General features: G+C 64.9%; 14 protein-coding genes and 1 pseudogene. 6 read left to right on the forward strand and 9 right to left on the reverse strand.

Annotated elements, in window-relative coordinates:
* Positions 1-289: 289 nt before the first annotated feature.
* The 3 genes from E1742_RS22650 to E1742_RS22660 all read left to right on the forward strand — a co-directional run bounded on the left by E1742_RS22650 (position 290) and on the right by E1742_RS22660 (position 5,105).
* The gene (locus tag E1742_RS22650; protein WP_166793541.1) at positions 290-2,947 is read left to right on the forward strand and encodes a TonB-dependent receptor; all 2,658 of its coding nucleotides are present in this window, start codon (positions 290-292) and stop codon (positions 2,945-2,947) included.
* Positions 2,948-3,012: 65 nt separating this feature from the next.
* Entirely contained in the window at positions 3,013-4,002 is a 990-nt protein-coding gene (locus tag E1742_RS22655) for a glycoside hydrolase family 18 protein (RefSeq protein WP_134387357.1), read from the forward strand.
* Entirely contained in the window at positions 3,933-5,105 is a 1,173-nt protein-coding gene (locus tag E1742_RS22660) for an acyltransferase family protein (protein ID WP_134387358.1), read from the forward strand. Before E1742_RS22655 ends, E1742_RS22660 begins: the two co-directional genes overlap by 70 nt.
* Before the next feature lie 242 nt (positions 5,106-5,347).
* Here E1742_RS22660 and E1742_RS22665 read toward each other — a convergent pair whose 3' ends face one another.
* Together E1742_RS22665 and E1742_RS22670 are read right to left on the reverse strand one after the other, a co-directional pair.
* Positions 5,348-6,535: a DUF5009 domain-containing protein gene (locus E1742_RS22665; RefSeq protein WP_134387359.1), complete on the reverse strand. Its 1,188-nt coding sequence runs from the start codon at positions 6,533-6,535 to the stop codon at positions 5,348-5,350.
* Between the two features lie 153 nt (positions 6,536-6,688).
* Entirely contained in the window at positions 6,689-7,993 is a 1,305-nt protein-coding gene (locus E1742_RS22670) for a tetratricopeptide repeat protein (protein WP_134387360.1), read from the reverse strand.
* Positions 7,994-8,200: 207 nt separating this feature from the next.
* On the opposite strand from E1742_RS22670, the gene E1742_RS22675 reads away from it, so the two are divergent.
* From E1742_RS22675 to E1742_RS22685, 3 genes are read left to right on the forward strand one after another with little or no spacing between them, the layout of a single operon-like run.
* Positions 8,201-8,656 carry a hypothetical protein gene (locus E1742_RS22675; protein ID WP_134387361.1) on the forward strand — a complete coding sequence of 152 codons (456 nt, stop codon included), beginning with the start codon at positions 8,201-8,203 and terminating at the stop codon, positions 8,654-8,656.
* Positions 8,643-9,404 carry a hypothetical protein gene (locus E1742_RS22680; RefSeq protein ID WP_134387362.1) on the forward strand — a complete coding sequence of 254 codons (762 nt, stop codon included), beginning with the start codon at positions 8,643-8,645 and terminating at the stop codon, positions 9,402-9,404. Before E1742_RS22675 ends, E1742_RS22680 begins: the two co-directional genes overlap by 14 nt.
* A complete protein-coding gene (locus E1742_RS22685; RefSeq protein WP_134387363.1) occupies positions 9,401-9,829 on the forward strand; it encodes a hypothetical protein in 429 nt (142 codons plus the stop codon). The genes E1742_RS22680 and E1742_RS22685 overlap by 4 nt, the downstream gene beginning before the upstream one ends.
* Before the next feature lie 33 nt (positions 9,830-9,862).
* On the opposite strand, the gene E1742_RS22690 is transcribed toward E1742_RS22685, so the two are convergent.
* The 7 genes and pseudogenes from E1742_RS22690 to E1742_RS22720 all read right to left on the reverse strand — a co-directional run bounded on the left by E1742_RS22690 (position 9,863) and on the right by E1742_RS22720 (position 17,088).
* Positions 9,863-11,185 carry an MFS transporter gene (locus E1742_RS22690; RefSeq protein ID WP_134387364.1) on the reverse strand — a complete coding sequence of 441 codons (1,323 nt, stop codon included), beginning with the start codon at positions 11,183-11,185 and terminating at the stop codon, positions 9,863-9,865.
* 22 nt (positions 11,186-11,207) lie between these two features.
* Positions 11,208-12,011, reverse strand: coding sequence for a carbohydrate ABC transporter permease (locus E1742_RS22695; protein WP_134387365.1), 804 nt, complete (start codon positions 12,009-12,011; stop codon positions 11,208-11,210).
* Positions 12,008-12,868: a carbohydrate ABC transporter permease gene (locus E1742_RS22700; protein ID WP_134387366.1), complete on the reverse strand. Its 861-nt coding sequence runs from the start codon at positions 12,866-12,868 to the stop codon at positions 12,008-12,010. The genes E1742_RS22695 and E1742_RS22700 overlap by 4 nt, the downstream gene beginning before the upstream one ends.
* Positions 12,865-14,262 carry an ABC transporter substrate-binding protein gene (locus E1742_RS22705; RefSeq protein ID WP_206076700.1) on the reverse strand — a complete coding sequence of 466 codons (1,398 nt, stop codon included), beginning with the start codon at positions 14,260-14,262 and terminating at the stop codon, positions 12,865-12,867. Before E1742_RS22705 ends, E1742_RS22700 begins: the two co-directional genes overlap by 4 nt.
* A gap of 22 nt (positions 14,263-14,284) precedes the next feature.
* Positions 14,285-15,297, reverse strand: a pseudogene (locus E1742_RS22710) (SIS domain-containing protein).
* The gene (gene nagA, locus E1742_RS22715; RefSeq protein ID WP_166793542.1) at positions 15,287-16,414 is read right to left on the reverse strand and encodes an N-acetylglucosamine-6-phosphate deacetylase; all 1,128 of its coding nucleotides are present in this window, start codon (positions 16,412-16,414) and stop codon (positions 15,287-15,289) included. Before nagA ends, E1742_RS22710 begins: the two are co-directional and overlap by 11 nt.
* Positions 16,411-17,088 (reverse strand): GntR family transcriptional regulator, encoded by a 678-nt coding sequence (locus tag E1742_RS22720; protein ID WP_134388296.1) that lies wholly within the window; start codon positions 17,086-17,088, stop codon positions 16,411-16,413. Before E1742_RS22720 ends, nagA begins: the two co-directional genes overlap by 4 nt.
* Positions 17,089-17,134: the final 46 nt, after the last annotated feature.

Raw genomic sequence — 17,134 nt, forward strand, 5'->3', positions numbered from 1 at the left:
CAACCGGTCCGCATCAAGCGGGATAGCCGGAACCGCCTGCAGCCCCTCAGATAGCGCTATCTAACGTTAGCGGGGCAATAAGTGGTATGTATTTTCAATACAACATGCGAAAAAAATACGAGAATTGGTAGTGCTCTGGTATTGAATGGAGTTATATTGGCGCTCAATTGGTTTCGAAAGTGGCATCGGACAAAGAGCAACCGGGACCCGCCTCGAGACTGTCGATCAGAGGAGTTATTGGAGCAGCATCGCGCCTTGCATTGAGGCCGATAGAACAACGGGGGAGTACATGAAGCGCAATTTGACACCGATCGCGACCGCCGTCGCCATCATGATCGCCGGCAGCGGCCTGGCCAATGCCCAGCAGGCGGGCGACCGGAACACGGATATGACCGTCGTCACCGTGACGGGCGTGCGCGCCGCGCTGGAACAGTCGCTGAACCAGAAGCGCAATTCGGATTCGCTGGTCGAAGTGATCACCGCCGAAGACGTGGGCAAGATGCCCGACAAGAGCGTGGCCGACTCGCTGCAGCGCGTACCCGGCGTCTCCGTGGCTACGGCCGGGGGCACCGAGGGCGGCTTCGGCGAGAACGACCGCGTCAGCCTGAAGGGCACGCCGTCGAACCTGACGCTGACGACCTTGAACGGCCATACCGTCTCCAGTGGCGACTGGTATATCTCGAACATCACGGGCGGCGGGCGTTCGGTCAGCTACTCCATGTTCCCGTCGGAGCTGATCGGCCGCGTTACCGTGCACAAAAGCTCGCAGGCGAACCTGACCGAAGGAGGCGCCGCGGGCAACGTCGATATCGAAACGCGCAAACCCCTGAGCTTCAAGAAGCCGTTCACGTTGATGGGCTCCATCGAAGGCGTCTACAGCGAAGGCTCGAAAGAGAAGGACGCGCAGTTCTCCGCGCTGGCCAACTGGAAGAACGAGGCGAACAATATGGGCGTGCTGGTCCAGGTGTTCGACGAGAAGCGCACCCTGCGCCGCATGGGCCAGGAATTCCTCTGGTGGGACAAGGTCACGCCCGGCACGGCGCCGGACTGGATCCGCGCCAATCCGGAAGTGGAAGGCAAGTGGCTGTCGCTGCTCACGGGCTCCTCGCTGTTCCAGCAGGAGCGCGAGCGCAAGGGCGGCATGATCGACGTGCAGTTCAAGGTCAACAAGGACTTCAGCTTCGACATCAACGGCTTCTACACGCGCCTGGATGCCGACAACGTCAACGCCAACTTCATGCTGGCACCGTACCAGCCGCTGTCGAACAACTGGTCCGGTGTGGGCGGTGTGGTCCCGTCCAGCTACGCGATCACGGGCAACCAGATCACGTCGATCGCGTTCCCGGCCAGCTGCCCGGCGGGGCTGAACTGCAGCAATATGGGCCCGTCGGTACAGGACATCATCGCCCGCCCGGGCTCGTATTCCGACTCGAAGTTCCTGAACCTGGACTGGCAATGGCGCGCCAGCGACACGCTGCGCTTCAAGGGCCAGGTTGGCAGCACGCGCGGCACCGGCTACGCCCGCGATTACGCCTACGAGGCATGGCTGGCCTACTCGGGCACGAGCCTGACGATGCATGGCCTGGGCGCCCCGGCCACAATCACCGTCGACAATGCCGGCACGTTCAATCCGCGCACGGGCGCCGACTTCTTCGGCGGCTGGGCCTCGGACGTGACGGCCAAGGACAAGGAAACCTACGGCCAGATCGACGGCACCTGGCAGGCGCGATGGGGCGCGGTACCGAACCTGCACTTCGGCGTGCGCGCGGCCAAGCATGACCGCGACCTGACCTGGCTGCAGGGCGCCATCGCCCCAAGCGGCGGCCTGCTGGCGAACCGCCCGAAGGGCCTGACGAATTATCCGACCAGCCCGTTGGCCAACGTGCTGCAGCGACCATGGACCTTCACGGGCGAATCGATGAAGGAGTGGGGCGACACGTACGTGTCGTTCAACCAGCATGCCTACCAGAGCGAATTCCAGATCCGCGAGAAGGCGACCGCGGCCTACGTGATGGGTGACCTGGACCTGGGCCGCTTCACGGGTAACGTGGGCGTGCGCTTCGTGCGCACCGAGATCGACGTGGCCAACGGCTCGCCGAACGACGTATGGAATCCCGTGCGCTCGTCGAACACGTACAACGACTTCCTGCCCAGTATTAACCTGAAGACCAGCCTGACGCCGGACGTCGTCGTGCGCGCGGCCGCCAGCCGCACGCTGGCGCGGCCCGACTTCGGCGCGCTGGGTGCGCTGTCGCTGAACGACCTGACGTTCTCCGGCTCGGGCGGCAATCCGAACCTGAAGCCCATCATGTCGAACAACGTGGACGTGGGCGCGGAGTGGTACTTCATGCCGAAGTCGCTGCTGGGCATCAATGTCTACAACATGAACATCGGTTCGTACGTGACGTACGGCGCATCGACAGCGCAGTTCTACAACAACTCCGTCAAGGCCGTCACCACGTACAACATGAGCGCGGCGCTGAACACCAAGGCGCGCGTGCGCGGCGTGGAACTGCAGTACATCCAGGACCTGGGCAACGGCTTCGGCTTCAACGTCAACTACACCTATGCGGACGGCGAAGAGCGTGCCAAGGCGCCGAAGTCCGCCTGCGCGGACCTGGGCGACTGCAGCATGATCGGCACGTCGAAGAACTCGTACAACGCCAGCTTGTTCTATGAGAACGACCGCTTCAGCGCGCGCCTGAACTACAGCTTCCGTTCGGCGTTCCTGAACGGCCTGGATCGCAACAGCGCCATCTACCAGGACGATGTGGGCACCGTGTCAGCCTCCGTCAACTACAACCTGACGGAGAACCTCACCTTGTCGCTGGAGGGCAAGGACCTGAACGATCCGCTGCTGAAGTCGTACGCCTCGTCGAAAGACCAGCCGCGCGCGTTCTACAAGAACGGCAAGCAGATATTCTTCGGCGTTCGCGGCAAGCTGTAACGCCGTCTGCTTTATCCGGGGCAGGGCTGGTTGACGGCCCTGCCTTTTCCATTTTCGGGGAACCCATGCGTCTACTCGTTTCATTTGTCGCCGCGGCCCTTGCCGCGTGCGCCGTCCACGCGGCACCGGCCGTCGTTGTCGGGCCATACAAGCACCTGACCCAGCACCGCCCCGGCGATGGCAACGTCATCACCGTCGCGCCGACGGGCAAGCCGGAGGCGTTCGTCACCGCCGCCGGCCGCCCGGCTACCCTGACGTGGGCCTTTGCCAACGGCGAGTGCGGCGAGGAGACGTGGGACGGCCGCGCAGGCCAGGCGGTGGCCGATGCCAATGTGCAGGCGTTCGTGCGCGCGGGTATCGGCTACATCGTCTCGACGGGCGGGCAGGGCGGCGTGTTCACGTGTGCCACGGACGCGGGCATGGAAAAATTCGTCGCGCGCTACGAGTCGCCAAAGCTGATCGGCTTCGATTTCGACATCGAGGAACACCAGACGGACGCGCAGATCCGCGCGCTGGCGGACCGGATTGTCGTCGCGCAGCGCAAGCGCCCAAAGCTGCGCTTCAGCTTTACCGTGGCGACGCATGCGGCGTCGGATGGCAGCAGGACAAGCCTGAACCCGACCGCGCAGCGGGTGCTGGCCGCCGTGCGTGCGGCCGGCGTCAAGGATTATGTGCTGAACCTGATGACGATGGATTATGGTGCCGCATCCACCAAGGTGTGCGTGCTGCGCGGCGAACGTTGCGACATGGGCGCTTCGGCGCTGCAGGCAGCGCGCAACACGCACGAGAAGTACGGCGTGCCGTACCACCAGATCGCCGTGACGCCGATGATCGGCGTGAACGACGTGATCGAAAACGTGTTTACCGTGGACGACGCCGGCACGGTGGCGCGCGGGGTGCGCGAACTGGGGCTGGCGGGCCTGCATTACTGGTCGCTCGACCGCGACGTGCCATGTGCGCGGCCCGTGACGGGCGCGGACGCACAATGCAGCACGATGCCGGGCGTGCCGGCCGGTGCCTACTGGCGCGCCTTCGACGGCGCGATGCGGCGTTGAGCGGCCAGTCGTCCCGTTTCCTGTCGCTGGACGTGCTGCGCGGGCTGACGGTCGCGCTGATGATCGTGGTGAACACGCCCGGCAGCTGGAGCCACGTGTACGCGCCGCTGCTGCACGCCGACTGGCATGGCTTCACGCCGACCGACTGGGTGTTCCCCACGTTCCTCTTCGTGGTCGGCAATGCGCTGGCGTTCGCGCTGCCGAAGTACGCCGCGCTGGGGAACGGCGCAGTCGTGGTCAAGGTGCTGCGCCGCGCTGCGCTGATCTTCCTGCTGGGCTTCCTGCTGTACTGGTTCCCGTTCTTCATGCCCGACGGTGCCGCAGGCTTGCGGCCGATGCCGCTGGCCGACACGCGTATCCCCGGCGTGCTGCAGCGGATCGGACTATGCTTCGCCATGGGGGCGCTGGTACTGCATTTCCTGAAGGGCAGGGGAGCCGCCGCCTTTGCCGTACTGGCGCTGGCCGGCCACTGGTTTATTCTTGCAAAGTTCGGCGACTACACGCTGCAAGGCAATGCCGCCGGGAAGGTCGACCTGCGGCTGCTGGGCGCACGACACCTGTATCACGGCGAGGGGTTGCCGTTCGATCCGGAGGGGCTGTTGGGGACGTTGCCCGCCACCGTCAACGTCATCGCCGGGTATTACGCGGGCCGGCTGCTGCTGGCGCGCGGCGCCACGGCGCCTGCGTTGGTGCGCCTGGCTGCTGCGGGCGTTGCCTGCCTGGTTGTCGCGCTGTGCTGGAGCGCCGTCCTCCCCTTCAACAAGAAGCTGTGGACAGGGTCGTACGTGCTGTTGACCGTCGGCCTCGACCTGCTGATCCTGCCGCTGCTTGTATATGCCATCGAGATGCGCGGCGTGCGCCGCGGGACGTACTTCTTTGAAGTCTTCGGCAAGAACACGCTGTTCATTTACCTGTTGTCCGAGGTAGCTGTCATTGTCATGGTTCGGACCTGGATTGGCAGTGTCACCGTGTATGACTGGGTGTATGCGACGCTGTTCGCACCGTCGAAGTTCACGTCGCTGGTGTTTGCCGTGGGGTTCATGCTGGCTTGCTGGGCGGTGGGGTACTGGATGGACCGGCGGCGGATTTATATCAAAGTTTGATCGCTGGGGTGCGCGGCCAGTGAGCCGCATGGGTTTGTCCCCGGCAGGTGCTGGCTTCGACTCAAGTCCGCGGCATCGCGAGGGGACTGCCCCCGGGTTTTTGCCGGCACCGTCGAATTGCAAGCTAACAACCGGGGTCTGTCCTCTGGATACGCTGGCCGCTCCTTCGGAAGCCAACACGTACCTGGGACAGACCCCAGCGGCCAGCGTCGGCGACCGAGGCCCACCGCAGGCGGCAGCCTCTAAAACTTCAACCGCAACCCAACCCGATCCGCCAGCGCCGTCAACCCCAGCATCGCAGCCGTCATCGCGGCCGCATTCAGCAACCCGGCAACGCCGCCGCTTTCCAGGTAAGGCCACCAGACGCGCGGCAGGTGCAGCACGGCGGCCAGCTGCTCCCACAGGTCCGGCGCGATGTACGCAAACAGCGCATTCGTCCCGGCGGGCAGCACCAGTACCGTCCAGCGTTGCCAGCCGCGCACGTCCACCAGCCAATAGCACAGCAGGAACAGCGCCAGCACGATGGCGGCGCAGACCAGCGTGTACGAGGCCGTCGCGTGGATCTTGTTGATGCCGTGGTAGGGCCGCAGCAGCATGCCGCAGGCGAACAGGCCGGCGGCAAACCATGCCATGAAGCGCAGGCGCTGGCCATGGGCGACGGCCACCGGACCGCGCACGAACAGGCGCCCGACGATCGTCCCGGCCAGCACGTTGGCCGCCGTGGAGCCCAGCAGTTGCGGGATATTGACGAAGCCTCGCACGGCGGCAGGCAGCCAGTCCAGCGCGCCCGCCTCGCCACCCAGATACAGCGCGAGCAGCATGCCGAAGGCGCCCATCAGTGCCAGGCCGTCGCCGCGTGTGGCCAGGTAGATCAGGCTGCACAGCAGGTAGCTCCAGCCGATCATGCCGAGGATGCCCCACCACGTGTGCTGCAGATGGACGCTGCCAAATTCCTCGTTGACGGTACCGCGGAACGACAGCAGCAGGAACGCCATCAGGGCGGCACCCACCCAGAAACTCCCGTCGCGCCCCTCGCGCTGGCGCCACAGCAGCATCATGGCGACGTAGAACAGCAGGAAGTACGGGGCCCGGGGCAGAAGGGACGCTGCCGCATCGTAGCGGTAGGCGTTGGCCAGCACGACGCCGGCGATCATCAGGCTGGCGGCACGCCACAGCAGCCTGCCCAGCAGCGCCGGCGTCACGTGGCCCACGGCGCGCTGCAGCGCCAGCGGGATGGCGATGCCGACGATGAAGAGGAAGCCCGGGAAGACGATGTCCGGCAGCGCGATGCCGTCCGCGCGCGGGCCCGTGTGCTCCAGCCAGTACGGGATGGCCGGCATGCCGGCGATGTAGTTCACCCAGATCATCGCCGCGATGACGCAGCCGCGGAAGGCGTCCAGGCTGACGAGGCGGGTGGAGTTCGCTGGCATGTTCGAGAGATAAACATCGGGGGCACGGCCGGCATCCGGACATGGATGTCCGGATGTCGGACCTGACCCCGAAAAAACAGGCCCGAAAAATCAGGCAGAAAAAAAGCGGGTCGGGCCGAAGCCGTTCCCGCTTTTTGCCGGTGCAGGCAATGCTTACTGGGCAGCCTGCGCCGGCGCGGCGGCGCCGCCGACCGGCCGGTTCACCCAGATGGTCCAGTAGCGCGCCAGGTCGCCGCGGCCATCCGCGCCTTGCACGGTCTGCAGCGTCTTGATGGCTTCATCCTTCTTGCCGGCCAGCGCGTACGAGTAGCCCAGGCGCAGCTTGGCGTCTTCCGCGTTCGGCAGGCCGCCCTTGGCGATGCCTTCCTGGATCAGCGCGATGCCCTTGTCGTACTGGCCCATCGTGACGTAGGCGTAACCCAGGTTGATCAGGCCGGTGCCGTTCTTCGACTTGCGGGCCGAGGCTTCGCCGCTGCCGATGTTTTTCATGTCGTCCGCTGCCTGGCGGTCGGCCTGGGCGCGCAGCTTCTTGTGCTTGTCCGCGTTCGGGCCCTTGCCCAGCACACCGGCGGTGAAGCCGGCGTCCAGCGCCTGCTTCGCTTCGATCGGCTGGCCGGCCAGCAGGGCCAGGTCGGCCATCTCGGCATAGTCTTCCGCCGACATCTTCGATACGGCCGCCTTCTGCAGGCGGTAGATGTCCAGCGCGAAGCGGGTCGAGTACGTGGCCTTGCCCTGAGTGCGGCTCAGCAGGTCGGTCCAGTAGTCGTCCGACGGGTAGTAGCGCACCAGGTTTTCCACGGCCAGCAGATACGTCGCCTGATCCTTCGTCTTGGCGCCCGTGTTGGCCAGCAGCTGCAGCTCTTCCAGCTTCGGTGCCGTGTTCGACTTCTGCGCCGCTTCCAGATCCTTCAGCAGTTCCGTCTTGGCGGTGGCGAAGTCGTTGCTGAAGTAGTAGGCGCGGATGATGTACGGACGCATCTTGTTATCGCCGGTTTCCGTCTGGTAGCGGTTGAACCAGGTGATGGCCTTCTGGTACTCCTTGGCGTTGTAGTACATATTGCCCAGGGCCGCGATGAAGTCCTTCTGCTCGGCCGGCTGCAGCTTGCCCGAGTTGATCACCGATTCCAGCGCCGTCGTCGTCATCTGCGTGTTGTTCGTGGCCGACCCCAGCGAAATGCGCATGCGGTTCAGGACGAAGATTTCGTACGGCGTCTTGTTCGGCAGGGCTTCGGCCTGGTCCAGGCGGCTCTGCACTTCGGTGTAGTTCTTCGCGTCCATCAGCGCCTTGATCTGGGCTGGCTCGACCAGCTTGTAGATCTCCGGGCGCACGGAATCCTTCGGCGCCTCGGCGGCCGGGGCAGCCTTGTCCTGGGCGAATGCAGGGGTCAGCGCGGGCACGGCGGACAGGCCGATGGCGGCCAGCAGCAGGCTAATGCGGGCGATGCGGAACTGGGGCATGATGAAATGATCCTTCATTCAGAATGACAAACACTTATTGTCCCATAAATTGGACAACAGCCGGGGTTCGAATGGACACAATTGTAAGACTCTGTTCCCCCGTCCGACCGATTGCGGACCGTGCCTGCGTCGGGTTCGGCGAAGGCGCGGAAATGCGGCTTCCGCAAATACTCCAGAGTATTTCCACTAGAATATTTACGTATCCCATTGTTAATTATTGATGTATATTCGGCTCCTTTTGCCAAGGCCGATATGCGTCGCTTTCCTCTCCTTCATGCCGTTGTTCCCGCGTTGCTGGTGCTGGCCGGATGTTCGTCGATCGAGCGTTCCGACGCATTGCAGCAGCATGCCCTGCAGCCTGGAAAAAGCGCAAAAAGCGACGTCGTCAACACCATCGGCTTGCCCCGATCCACAGAGAAGTCCGGTGACGGCAGCAGGGAGTACTGGTACTACACGGGAAAACCGATCAGTACCAGCTACTTCATCCCGCTGCCCGTGTCGTCCACGCCGTATACGCCCAGCTCGAACCTCGTCAGCTATGCGGACATCGGCAGCAAGAATGTGATCGGCGACGAGCGCGTCGCGCTGATCTGCGTCTTCGGTGCCGACGGCAAGCTGCTGCAGGCCTACAACCTTAACGAAAGTACCAATGAAAAAAATTAGTCTCCTCCTGATCATTGCGTGCGCGGTCCTCGCCGGCTGCGCATCCGCACCTTCCGCCGTGCCCGCCATCGACGGCGCGGATATTTCGACGATCAAGTCGGAACGGATCGCCGTCAATTACAAGGTGGTGTCCAAGCAGGTGAACTACATCGAAACCCTGTACCGGGTCCTTTGGCTGGAGACCAAGACCTCCCGCCAGGACTTTTCCGGCCTGTGGTCCGCGGACGAGGATATGACGCGCTATGCCGTCGAGGCGTTGCGCGCGCAGGGATTCAACGCCGACAGTGTCCACGGTGCGATCCCGGCCCCGCAACTGACGGCGGCAAACAGCTTCCTGATCGGCCGCGCGCAGGCGGACGCGCAGATCAGTCATCCGGAGATCGCCGGAACGAAATTGCTGCCGATTCCGCTGTACTTCGGCACGTGGCCGAAGGATGCCGCGCTCGAGACGGCAACCGGCGCACTGCGGCAGAAGGGGTATCGCTACCTGGTCGACATGACCGCCATGGACCTGTACGGTAATGCGGCAGGGTATGGCATGGTGATCGTCACCGCGCAGCCGAACGTGCGTGTCGTCGACCTGACGACCGGCAAGGTGGTCTGGAACAGTAATCTCAATCACATGGAAGTGTTCCAGCTAGGCGGCGACCTGAAGAAGCTCGAGGAAAACGACCTGGCGAAGCTGAAAGAGGGGATGAAGGCCGGTATCGCGAAGCTCAACTTCCAGGCGCTGTGGGGCGTCAAATGAGGCTGCTCGTTCCTCTTGTCGCGCTGGCGCTGGCACTGAGCGGATGCAAGACGCCGTATGCCTACCAGGGCCCCGCCGGTGCGCCCACTGCCGTGTTGAAGCTGGGGACGGACAAGATCCCGTTCGTGTACATCTCCGAGACCAACGAGTGCCCCAAGGCGATGATGGACCAGAAGCAGCCGTTCACGGTCATCCCGGCCGGCCGTAAACTCTACGTGGAACCGGGCTTTTCCACCGCCGGCCTGCCCGGTGGATACACCTGCGTATCGCCCATGAGCTTCGTGCCGGAGGCGGGCAAGGAATACTTCGTCGTGTATCAGTTGCAGGCGATGCGCTGCTACGGGCAGATCCTGACGAAGAACGCGAATGGTGCCGTGCTGCCCGTGCCAACGGCCAAGGAAAAAGCCCACATGTGCATGTGGTGATGCCGGCCGGCCTCCCCGTGGCCGGCTGGCCCTTCAGCGCGCGGCGGCGGAAGGCCGTGCATCCTCTATGGCGGGAGTTTGCGCGGGCTCCGCCTGCACGCGCGACGTCAGCGGAATGAACAGCGCCATCAACGTCACGGGGATGGCGCACAGCAGCACCCAGATGAAGAAGTGCTGGTAGCCCAGGTGCGCCTGGATTTCGCCGCTGTAGAACTTGAACAGCACGAAGCCCAGCTGCATGATCCCTGTCGAAAAGGCGTAGTGCGCGGTCTGGTATTTGCCGGGGGCGACGACCTGCATCATGTACAGGATGACCCCCACGAAACCGAAGCCATAGCCGAACATCTCCAGGCTCAGTGCCGCGCCGATGACGGTGAGGTCGGTGGGCAGCCACGTGGACAGGAAGTAGAACACGAGGTTGGGCAGGTTGACGGCCAGGATCAGGAAGATCATCGCCCGCTTGAGACTGAGCCACGACGTGAAATAGCCGCCGGCGATGGAGCCGATGATAAAGGCAATCGTGCCGCTGGTGCCGTAGACGGTACCCACCTGCGCGGTGGTCAGTCCCAGGCCGCCCTTGTCCAGCGCGTCGCGCAGGAACAGCGGGCCGATGGTCTGCACCTGCGCCTCGCCGGCACGAAAGCAGATGATGAACAGGATCGACATCCAGATCCCGGGCTTTTGAAAATAGTCGACGATGACTTCCCACAGCGTGCGGGCGATGCCGGCCACGCTGGTGTTTTCGGCGACAGGGTTTTTCGCCAGTGGCAGCACCCATGCGTGGTACGCCGCCAGCGCCACCATCGTGATGGCGAGGATGACGAAGATCGTCGTCCATGCCGGCACGATGCCCTGCGTCTTCTCCAGATGACCGGCCAGGATGACGAGGCCGCCCAGCGCGATGAAGCGGCCGGCGTTGAAGAACGTCCCAGTCCAGCCGGCGTATTGCGCCTGCTGCTTCTGCGTCAGGCTGGTGATGTAGACGCCATCGCAGGCGATATCGTGCGTGGCCGCGCTGATGCCGACGCAGGCCAGCATCGCCACGCTGGCCGCGAGCCAGAACGGCAGGTGCAGGGACAGCGCGACGAGCCCGAAGAATACCCCGCTGGCCAGCTGGAACGCGACGACGACGAGCTTCTTGCTGCTGAATAGTTCGAGGAAGGGACTCCACAGGGGCTTGAAAATCCACGCCATGCCGATGTAGGCCGTCCAGTGCGCGATGTCGGTATTGGCCACGCCCATGCTCTTGAACATCATGCTGGCGATCAGCGCGACGGAAAAGAACGGCAGGCCCTGCGCCAGGTACAGCGTGGGGACCCACGTCAGCGGGCTGCGTGCGCTCTTTTGATTGTCCATGTGCTCCTCTTGTCTCTGTTTGTTATTTGACCGCGCCGTCCATGCCGCGCATGAAGAAGCGCTGCGCGAACAGGAAGGCTGCCAGTGTCGGCAGGATCGTCAGGATCGTGCCTGCCGCGATGACGCGCGTGCTGCTGCCGAACGTGCCGCGCAGGTACAGCACGCCGACGGACAGCGGGAATTCATCGGGCTTGCTCATGACGATCGACGGCCAGATGTACTCGTTCCATGCCTCGACGGCCGTCAGGATGCCCACCGTCGCCAGCCAGGGTGCGATCAACGGCAGCATGATGCGGGTGAAGATGGTCCATTCGGAGGCACCGTCCACGCGGGCCGCGTCGATCAGGTCCTGCGGCACCTCTTCGAAGGCCTGCTTGAGCAGCAGGATGGCGACGGCCGTGACGACGTTCGGCAGGATCACGCCCGTGTAGGTGTCGACCAGCGACAGTTTTGTGACCGTGATGAAGTTGACGAGGAAGTTCACCTCCGACGGCAGCACCAGCGTGGCCAGGATCAGGCCGAACACCAGCTTGCGGCCCCTGAAACGCATGCGCGCCAGCGGGTAGGCGGCCATCGAGCAGAGCACGAGCTTCCACAGCACGGTGCAGGCGGCGATGAAGACGGAGTTCCTGAAGAACGTCAGCAGTGGAATGACGCGAAATACCTCCGCGAAGTTGTCCAGCGATGGCGCCTTGGGCCAGAACGTGGGCGGGAACGCGAAGACGTTGCCCTCGGTGGAGACGGCGGTAACGAGCGTCCACCAGAACGGAAAAACGCACAGCAGCGCGATCGCGCACAGCACGAGGTAATGGGCCAGTTTCTTCATCGGTGCTTCGGCTTGAGCCAGCGCAGGCAAAGCAGGGCGATGCCGATGCACAGCAGCGAAACAATGAAGCTGGCCGCCAGCGCGCGCGGCAGCTTCAGGTGCTTCAGGCCCTGGTCGTACGCGTAATACAGCGCCGTGAACGTGGAGTTCATCGGGCCGCCCTGGGTCAGCACGTCCACTTCCTGGTAGGCCTTCAGCGCGGCCAGCACGGAGAGAATGGTGCAGACGGCAATCGTCGGGCGCAGCATCGGCACGGTGATCTTCCAGAAGCGCTGCCAGCGATTGGCGCCGTCGAGGATGGCCGCCTCCTGCATGTCCGCAGGCACCGCCTGCAGCGCCGCCAGGTACATCACCATGTACCAGCCCAGCCCCCGCCACATCGTCACGAACATGATGGCAAACAGCGCGATGCCGTCGTGCGACAGCCAGCCCACGGGCGCATCGACTAGGCGAAACAGCAGCAGGACGTAGTTCAAGGCTCCCTGCTCGTGGAACATGAAGCCCCACATGATGCCGACGACGGACACCGTTGTCACGACGGGCACGTAGAACGCCGCGCGGAACAGCCGGATACCGGGCAGCTGGTTGTTGACGAGGACCGCCAGCGCCAGCGCGCCGACCTGCACGAACGGCACCATCAGCAGGAACACGACGGAATTGCGCAGGCCCGTGACGAACATCTCGTTCTCGAAAATGTAGCGGAAGTTGTCGAGCCCGACCCAGTGCGTGGGCCGGATCAGGCTGTAGTCGGTAAAGGCAAGATACGAGCCGAAGCCGACCGGCCAGAACGAGAACACGGCCAGCACCAGCAGCGCCGGCGTCAGGAACAGCCAGGCGGCAAGGGTATGGCGGCTCAAGGCGCCACCGCCATCATCACAGCCGAGTTCGTGACAACATCGGGGTCAGGCACGAAAACTGTCACAGCCTGAGCATTGGGACCGCCAGTCGGGCGCTTCTGGCTTACTGCCGCGCTCGCGACAGTTTTTGTGCCTGACCCCTTTGTTGTCACGGACTGGGCCGGGAATTGTTTTACCAGCTTGCGGTTCCAGATCGCTACCGCCTGGTCCAGCGCCTGCTGGATATCCTGGCGCCCCGTGACACCCGCCTCGACGGCTTTGACCAGCGAACGCCGCAACTCGTCGTAGTCGGTGACGCCGGCCACGTACAGCGTGTGCGAGTGCGGCATCGACACGGCGCCTGCGACGACGGCCTTTTCCGCGGCACCGGCATTCGGTGGCACGGTGGTGAAGAACGGATCGCTGGCGGCGCGGGCCGCTGCCGGGTAGACGCTGGCGGCCTTGGCGAAGGCCAGCTGGTTGGCGTCGTTCGTCAGGTAGCGGGCAAACTTGCCGACGGCCGGCAGCAAGGCCTTGTCAACGCCCGCCGGGACGCCGAAGTGGATCAGCCAGCCGCCGTCGGCGATGCCGGTCGGGCCCAGCGGGGCGGGCGCGACGTCGGTGACGGCGTAGATGTCGCGCGCGTCCATGGCGATGCGGCCCACGGCTGTCGGCGGTGCCAGGAGCATGCCGAGGCGCCCGCCCTTGTACGCGTCGATCGCGGCCGGGAAGTTATCCTCGGCGAACAGGCTGTCCTTGAGCAGGCCGCCCACCTTGTACGTGTCGGCCAGCTTGCGGATCAGCGCCACGTGCGCCGGTGAATTGAAGACGGCGCGGCCGTTGCGGATGACGGCCAGGCCCTGCTGCATCATCAGGCCGTCGATCTTGGCCAGCGCCGGGCACAGGCCGGCCTTGCCGGTGCGCTGCGCGATCTGGCGGGCGAAGGCCAGCTGTTCGTCCAGGCTGCGCGGCGGATGGGGAATCGCGGCGGCCTTGAAGATCCGCGTGTTGTAGGCGATGACGGCCACGTTGCTGTACAGCGGGAAGCCGTACGTCTTGCCGCTGAACGTCAGGTCCTGCAGGGTGCCTGGCAGATAGCGGCCGCGTTCGAGCAATGCGTCGACCGGCTGCAGCAGTCCGTCGCGGGCGAATTCGTCGGCCCACGGCACGTTCAGGCTGACGAGCGCCGGCGGGGTGCCGGCCACGATGCGCGTCACCAGCTTCGTCTGGATGATATCCCAGGGGAAGTCGACCCATTCGACCTTGACGCCGGGATTGGCGGCCTCGTAGCTGCGCACGATGCCGTCGAAGTAGGGTGTGAATTTCGGCTTCATGCTGAAGGTCCAGAATTCGATCTTCTGGACCGGCGCCGCGGCGGCATGCACCGCGAGCAGGACGCTGGCAAGGGTCAGCATGAGCCTCATCGCGTCTGTTGGCTCAGTTGGTCTTCGTGACCTTGGACAGATGCCGCGGCCGGTCCGGGTCCAGCCCGCGCGCGGCCGACAGCTGCGCCGCCATCACGTAGAACGCCTGGATCGCGACGATGGGGTCCAGGTCCGGCGTCGCGGCGACGGGGAGCGTCAGGTCGCGCGACGCCACGTCGCCTGGCGCCGCCAGCAGCACGCGCGCGCCGCGGCCGCGCATCTCGTCGGCCAGTGCCAGCAGGCCGGCCTGCGTGGGCCGCGCGTGGCGAAGATCAGCAGCGGATAGCCTTCGTCGATCAGCGCCATCGGGCCGTGCTTGATCTCGGCGCCGGAAAACGCCTCGGCCTGCAGCGCGGACGTCTCCTTGAATTTCAGTGCCGACTCCAGCGCGACGGGGAAGCTGATGCCGCGACCGACGACCATGATGTTGCGCGCCGGCGCCAGCACGTCCAGCGCGGCCGACCAGTCGGCCTGCCCGGCCGCATGCAGCGCCTCCGGCAGCGCGGCCAGGCCGGCCTGCAGTTCGGGATCGTTCTGCCACTGTGCCACCAGGCGCGCGCCGGCCACCAGCGACGTGATGAAGCTCTTCGTCGCGGCCACGCTCTGTTCCTTGCCGGCCCGCAGCGGCATCGCCCACTCAGCGGCCTGCGCCAGCGGCGAGTCGATGTCGTTGACGAGGGCAACCGTCGTGGCGCCGCCGTCGCGGAAGTAGCGGATCGGCTCCACCACGTCCGGGCTCTGGCCCGATTGCGACACGGCGATCGTCAGCGTGTCGCGCGTCATCAACGGCGACTTGTGCAGCGTCACCAGCGACATCGGCAGCGATGCGACGATGCGGCCCAGCCGCGCCATGATCAGGTAGGCGATATAGTTGCAGGCGTGGTCCGAGCTGCCGCGCGCCACCGTCAGCGCCGTGGAGAACGACGTGCTCCTCAACCTGCGGCCCAGCTCCGCATAACGGTCCGCATCGTGCGCCAGCTGCAGCGCAACGCATTCGGACGCGGACAGGGCTTCCTTAAGCATCATTGAGGTCACAACGGTCTCCTTCGATATAGACGGCTTTCAGTTTCAGGTCGCGGTCCAGCACGACGAAATCGGACCATGCACCCGGTGCGATCCGGCCCCGGTCTTCCAGGCCCAGGTAATCGGCGGCGTGGGTCGAGACGCGCGCCGACGCGTCGGCCAGGTCGAGCCCCAGCCCGACCAGGTTGCGCAGCGCCTGGTCCAATGTCAGCGTGCTGCCGGCCAGCGTGCCGTCCGGCAGGCGCACGCCGCCCATGCATTTGTGGACGGTGTGCCGGCCCAGCATGTATTCGCCGTCCGGCATGCCGGTGGCGGCGGTGGAATCGGTCACGCAGTACAGCCGCGGGATCGCCCGCAATGCCGTCTTGATGGCGCCGGGGTGCACGTGCAGCAGGTCGGGTATCAGTTCCGCGAACTGGGCGTGCGCCAGCGCGGCGCCTACCATGCCGGGCTCGCGGTGGTGCAGGCCGCTCATCGCGTTGAACAGGTGGGTAAAGCCGGTGGCGCCATGGTCCAGCGCGGCGACGCCGTCCTCGTAGGAACCCAGCGTGTGGCCGATCTGCACGCGCATGCCTTCGTTGGCCAGCTCGCGCACGAGGCCCAGGTGGCCGGCGATTTCCGGTGCGACGGTGATAACGCGCAGCGGCGCCAGGGCTTCCAGGCGTTTGACTTCGGCCAGCGTGGCGGCACGCGCATAGTTCGGCTGCGCACCGAGCTTGCCTGCGTTGATGTACGGGCCTTCCAGGTGCGCACCCAGCACCCGCGCTTCGTTCTTGCCGCGCGCGTGCACGGCCTTGCCGATGGCGGCCAGCGCCACGTCGATGTCTTCCGGCGGCGCCGTCATGGTTGTCGCCAAAAGGCTCGTGGTGCCGTGGCGCGCATGGATCGCGGCGATCCTGTGGATCGCATCGCCGCCTTCCATCACGTCCTTGCCGGCGCCGCCGTGCACGTGCAGGTCGATGAAGCCGGGCAGGATGTAGTCGTCGGCGTTGCCCTGTGGGTCGGCCTGGCTGCCGCTGATGCCGGCGACGCGTTCGTTGAAGGTGACCGCGCCGTGGATCCAGCCGCCCGGTGTAAGGATATTTCCATGGATGTTAGCCATATGCTTGGCATCGTTCATCGACGCGACTCCGCTACAAATTCATAATAATCACTGCGGCACCACGAGTGGGTCAGTTCCACCGCGGCGCCGTTGTCCAGATAGCTCACGCGCGTGATGTGCAGCATGGCCGTGCCAGGTGCGATATTGGCCAGCCTGGCCTGCTCGCTGTTGGCGTTGATGGCGCGGATGTGCTGCAGCGCGCGCATCGGGATCGTGCCGTTCGCTTCCAGGTAGCCGTACAGCGAGTCGGTCACGTGGTTCGGGTTCGGCATGTACGCAGCCGGAATGGTCGACGTCTCGATGGCCATCACCACGTCGTCGGCCGTGCGCAGGCGTTTCAGGCGCGCCACCGGCATGTTCGGCGACAGTCCCAGCGACAGCAGTTCCAGCGGCGCGGCGATGCCGATGTCGCGCTGCAGCCAGCGCGAGCCGGCCGTAAAGCCGCGCTGGCGCAGCTCTTCGGAAAAACTCGTCAGGCGCGACAGGGGCTGTTCCAGCTTCGGCGTGATGTACGTGCCCGAGCCGCGCCGGCGCGTCAGCATGCCGCGGTCGCACAGCATGTCGATCGCCTTGCGCGCCGTCACCCGCGAGATCTGCAGCATGTCCGACAGCACGCGCTCGGACGGCAGCGCCTCGTTGGCGCGCCAGTCGCCGCTGGCGATGCCGTCGGAGAGCTTGTTCGCCAGTTGCATGTACAACGGGGTGTCGCTGGAAGCATCGGGATGGAAATCGCGCAGC

It is taken from the genome of Pseudoduganella plicata (genome assembly GCF_004421005.1).
In the GTDB taxonomy this organism is placed as follows: Bacteria; Pseudomonadota; Gammaproteobacteria; order Burkholderiales; family Burkholderiaceae_D; genus Rugamonas; species Rugamonas plicata.

Bases quoted from the DNA above. Each gene is read 5' to 3' on its own strand.
- E1742_RS22650 (WP_166793541.1), top strand. From the start codon at position 290: ATGAAGCGCAATTTGACACCGATCGCGACCGCCGTCGCCATCATGATC.
- E1742_RS22655 (WP_134387357.1), top strand. From the start codon at position 3,013: ATGCGTCTACTCGTTTCATTTGTCGCCGCGGCCCTTGCCGCGTGCGCC.
- E1742_RS22660 (WP_134387358.1), top strand. From the start codon at position 3,933: ATGCAGCACGATGCCGGGCGTGCCGGCCGGTGCCTACTGGCGCGCCTT.
- E1742_RS22665 (WP_134387359.1), bottom strand. From the start codon at position 6,535: ATGCCAGCGAACTCCACCCGCCTCGTCAGCCTGGACGCCTTCCGCGGC.
- E1742_RS22670 (WP_134387360.1), bottom strand. From the start codon at position 7,993: ATGCCCCAGTTCCGCATCGCCCGCATTAGCCTGCTGCTGGCCGCCATC.
- E1742_RS22680 (WP_134387362.1), top strand. From the start codon at position 8,643: ATGAAAAAAATTAGTCTCCTCCTGATCATTGCGTGCGCGGTCCTCGCC.
- E1742_RS22685 (WP_134387363.1), top strand. From the start codon at position 9,401: ATGAGGCTGCTCGTTCCTCTTGTCGCGCTGGCGCTGGCACTGAGCGGA.
- E1742_RS22690 (WP_134387364.1), bottom strand. From the start codon at position 11,185: ATGGACAATCAAAAGAGCGCACGCAGCCCGCTGACGTGGGTCCCCACG.
- E1742_RS22695 (WP_134387365.1), bottom strand. From the start codon at position 12,011: ATGAAGAAACTGGCCCATTACCTCGTGCTGTGCGCGATCGCGCTGCTG.
- E1742_RS22705 (WP_206076700.1), bottom strand. From the start codon at position 14,262: ATGCTGACCCTTGCCAGCGTCCTGCTCGCGGTGCATGCCGCCGCGGCG.
- nagA (WP_166793542.1), bottom strand. From the start codon at position 16,414: ATGAACGATGCCAAGCATATGGCTAACATCCATGGAAATATCCTTACA.
- E1742_RS22720 (WP_134388296.1), bottom strand. From the start codon at position 17,088: ATGCAACTGGCGAACAAGCTCTCCGACGGCATCGCCAGCGGCGACTGG.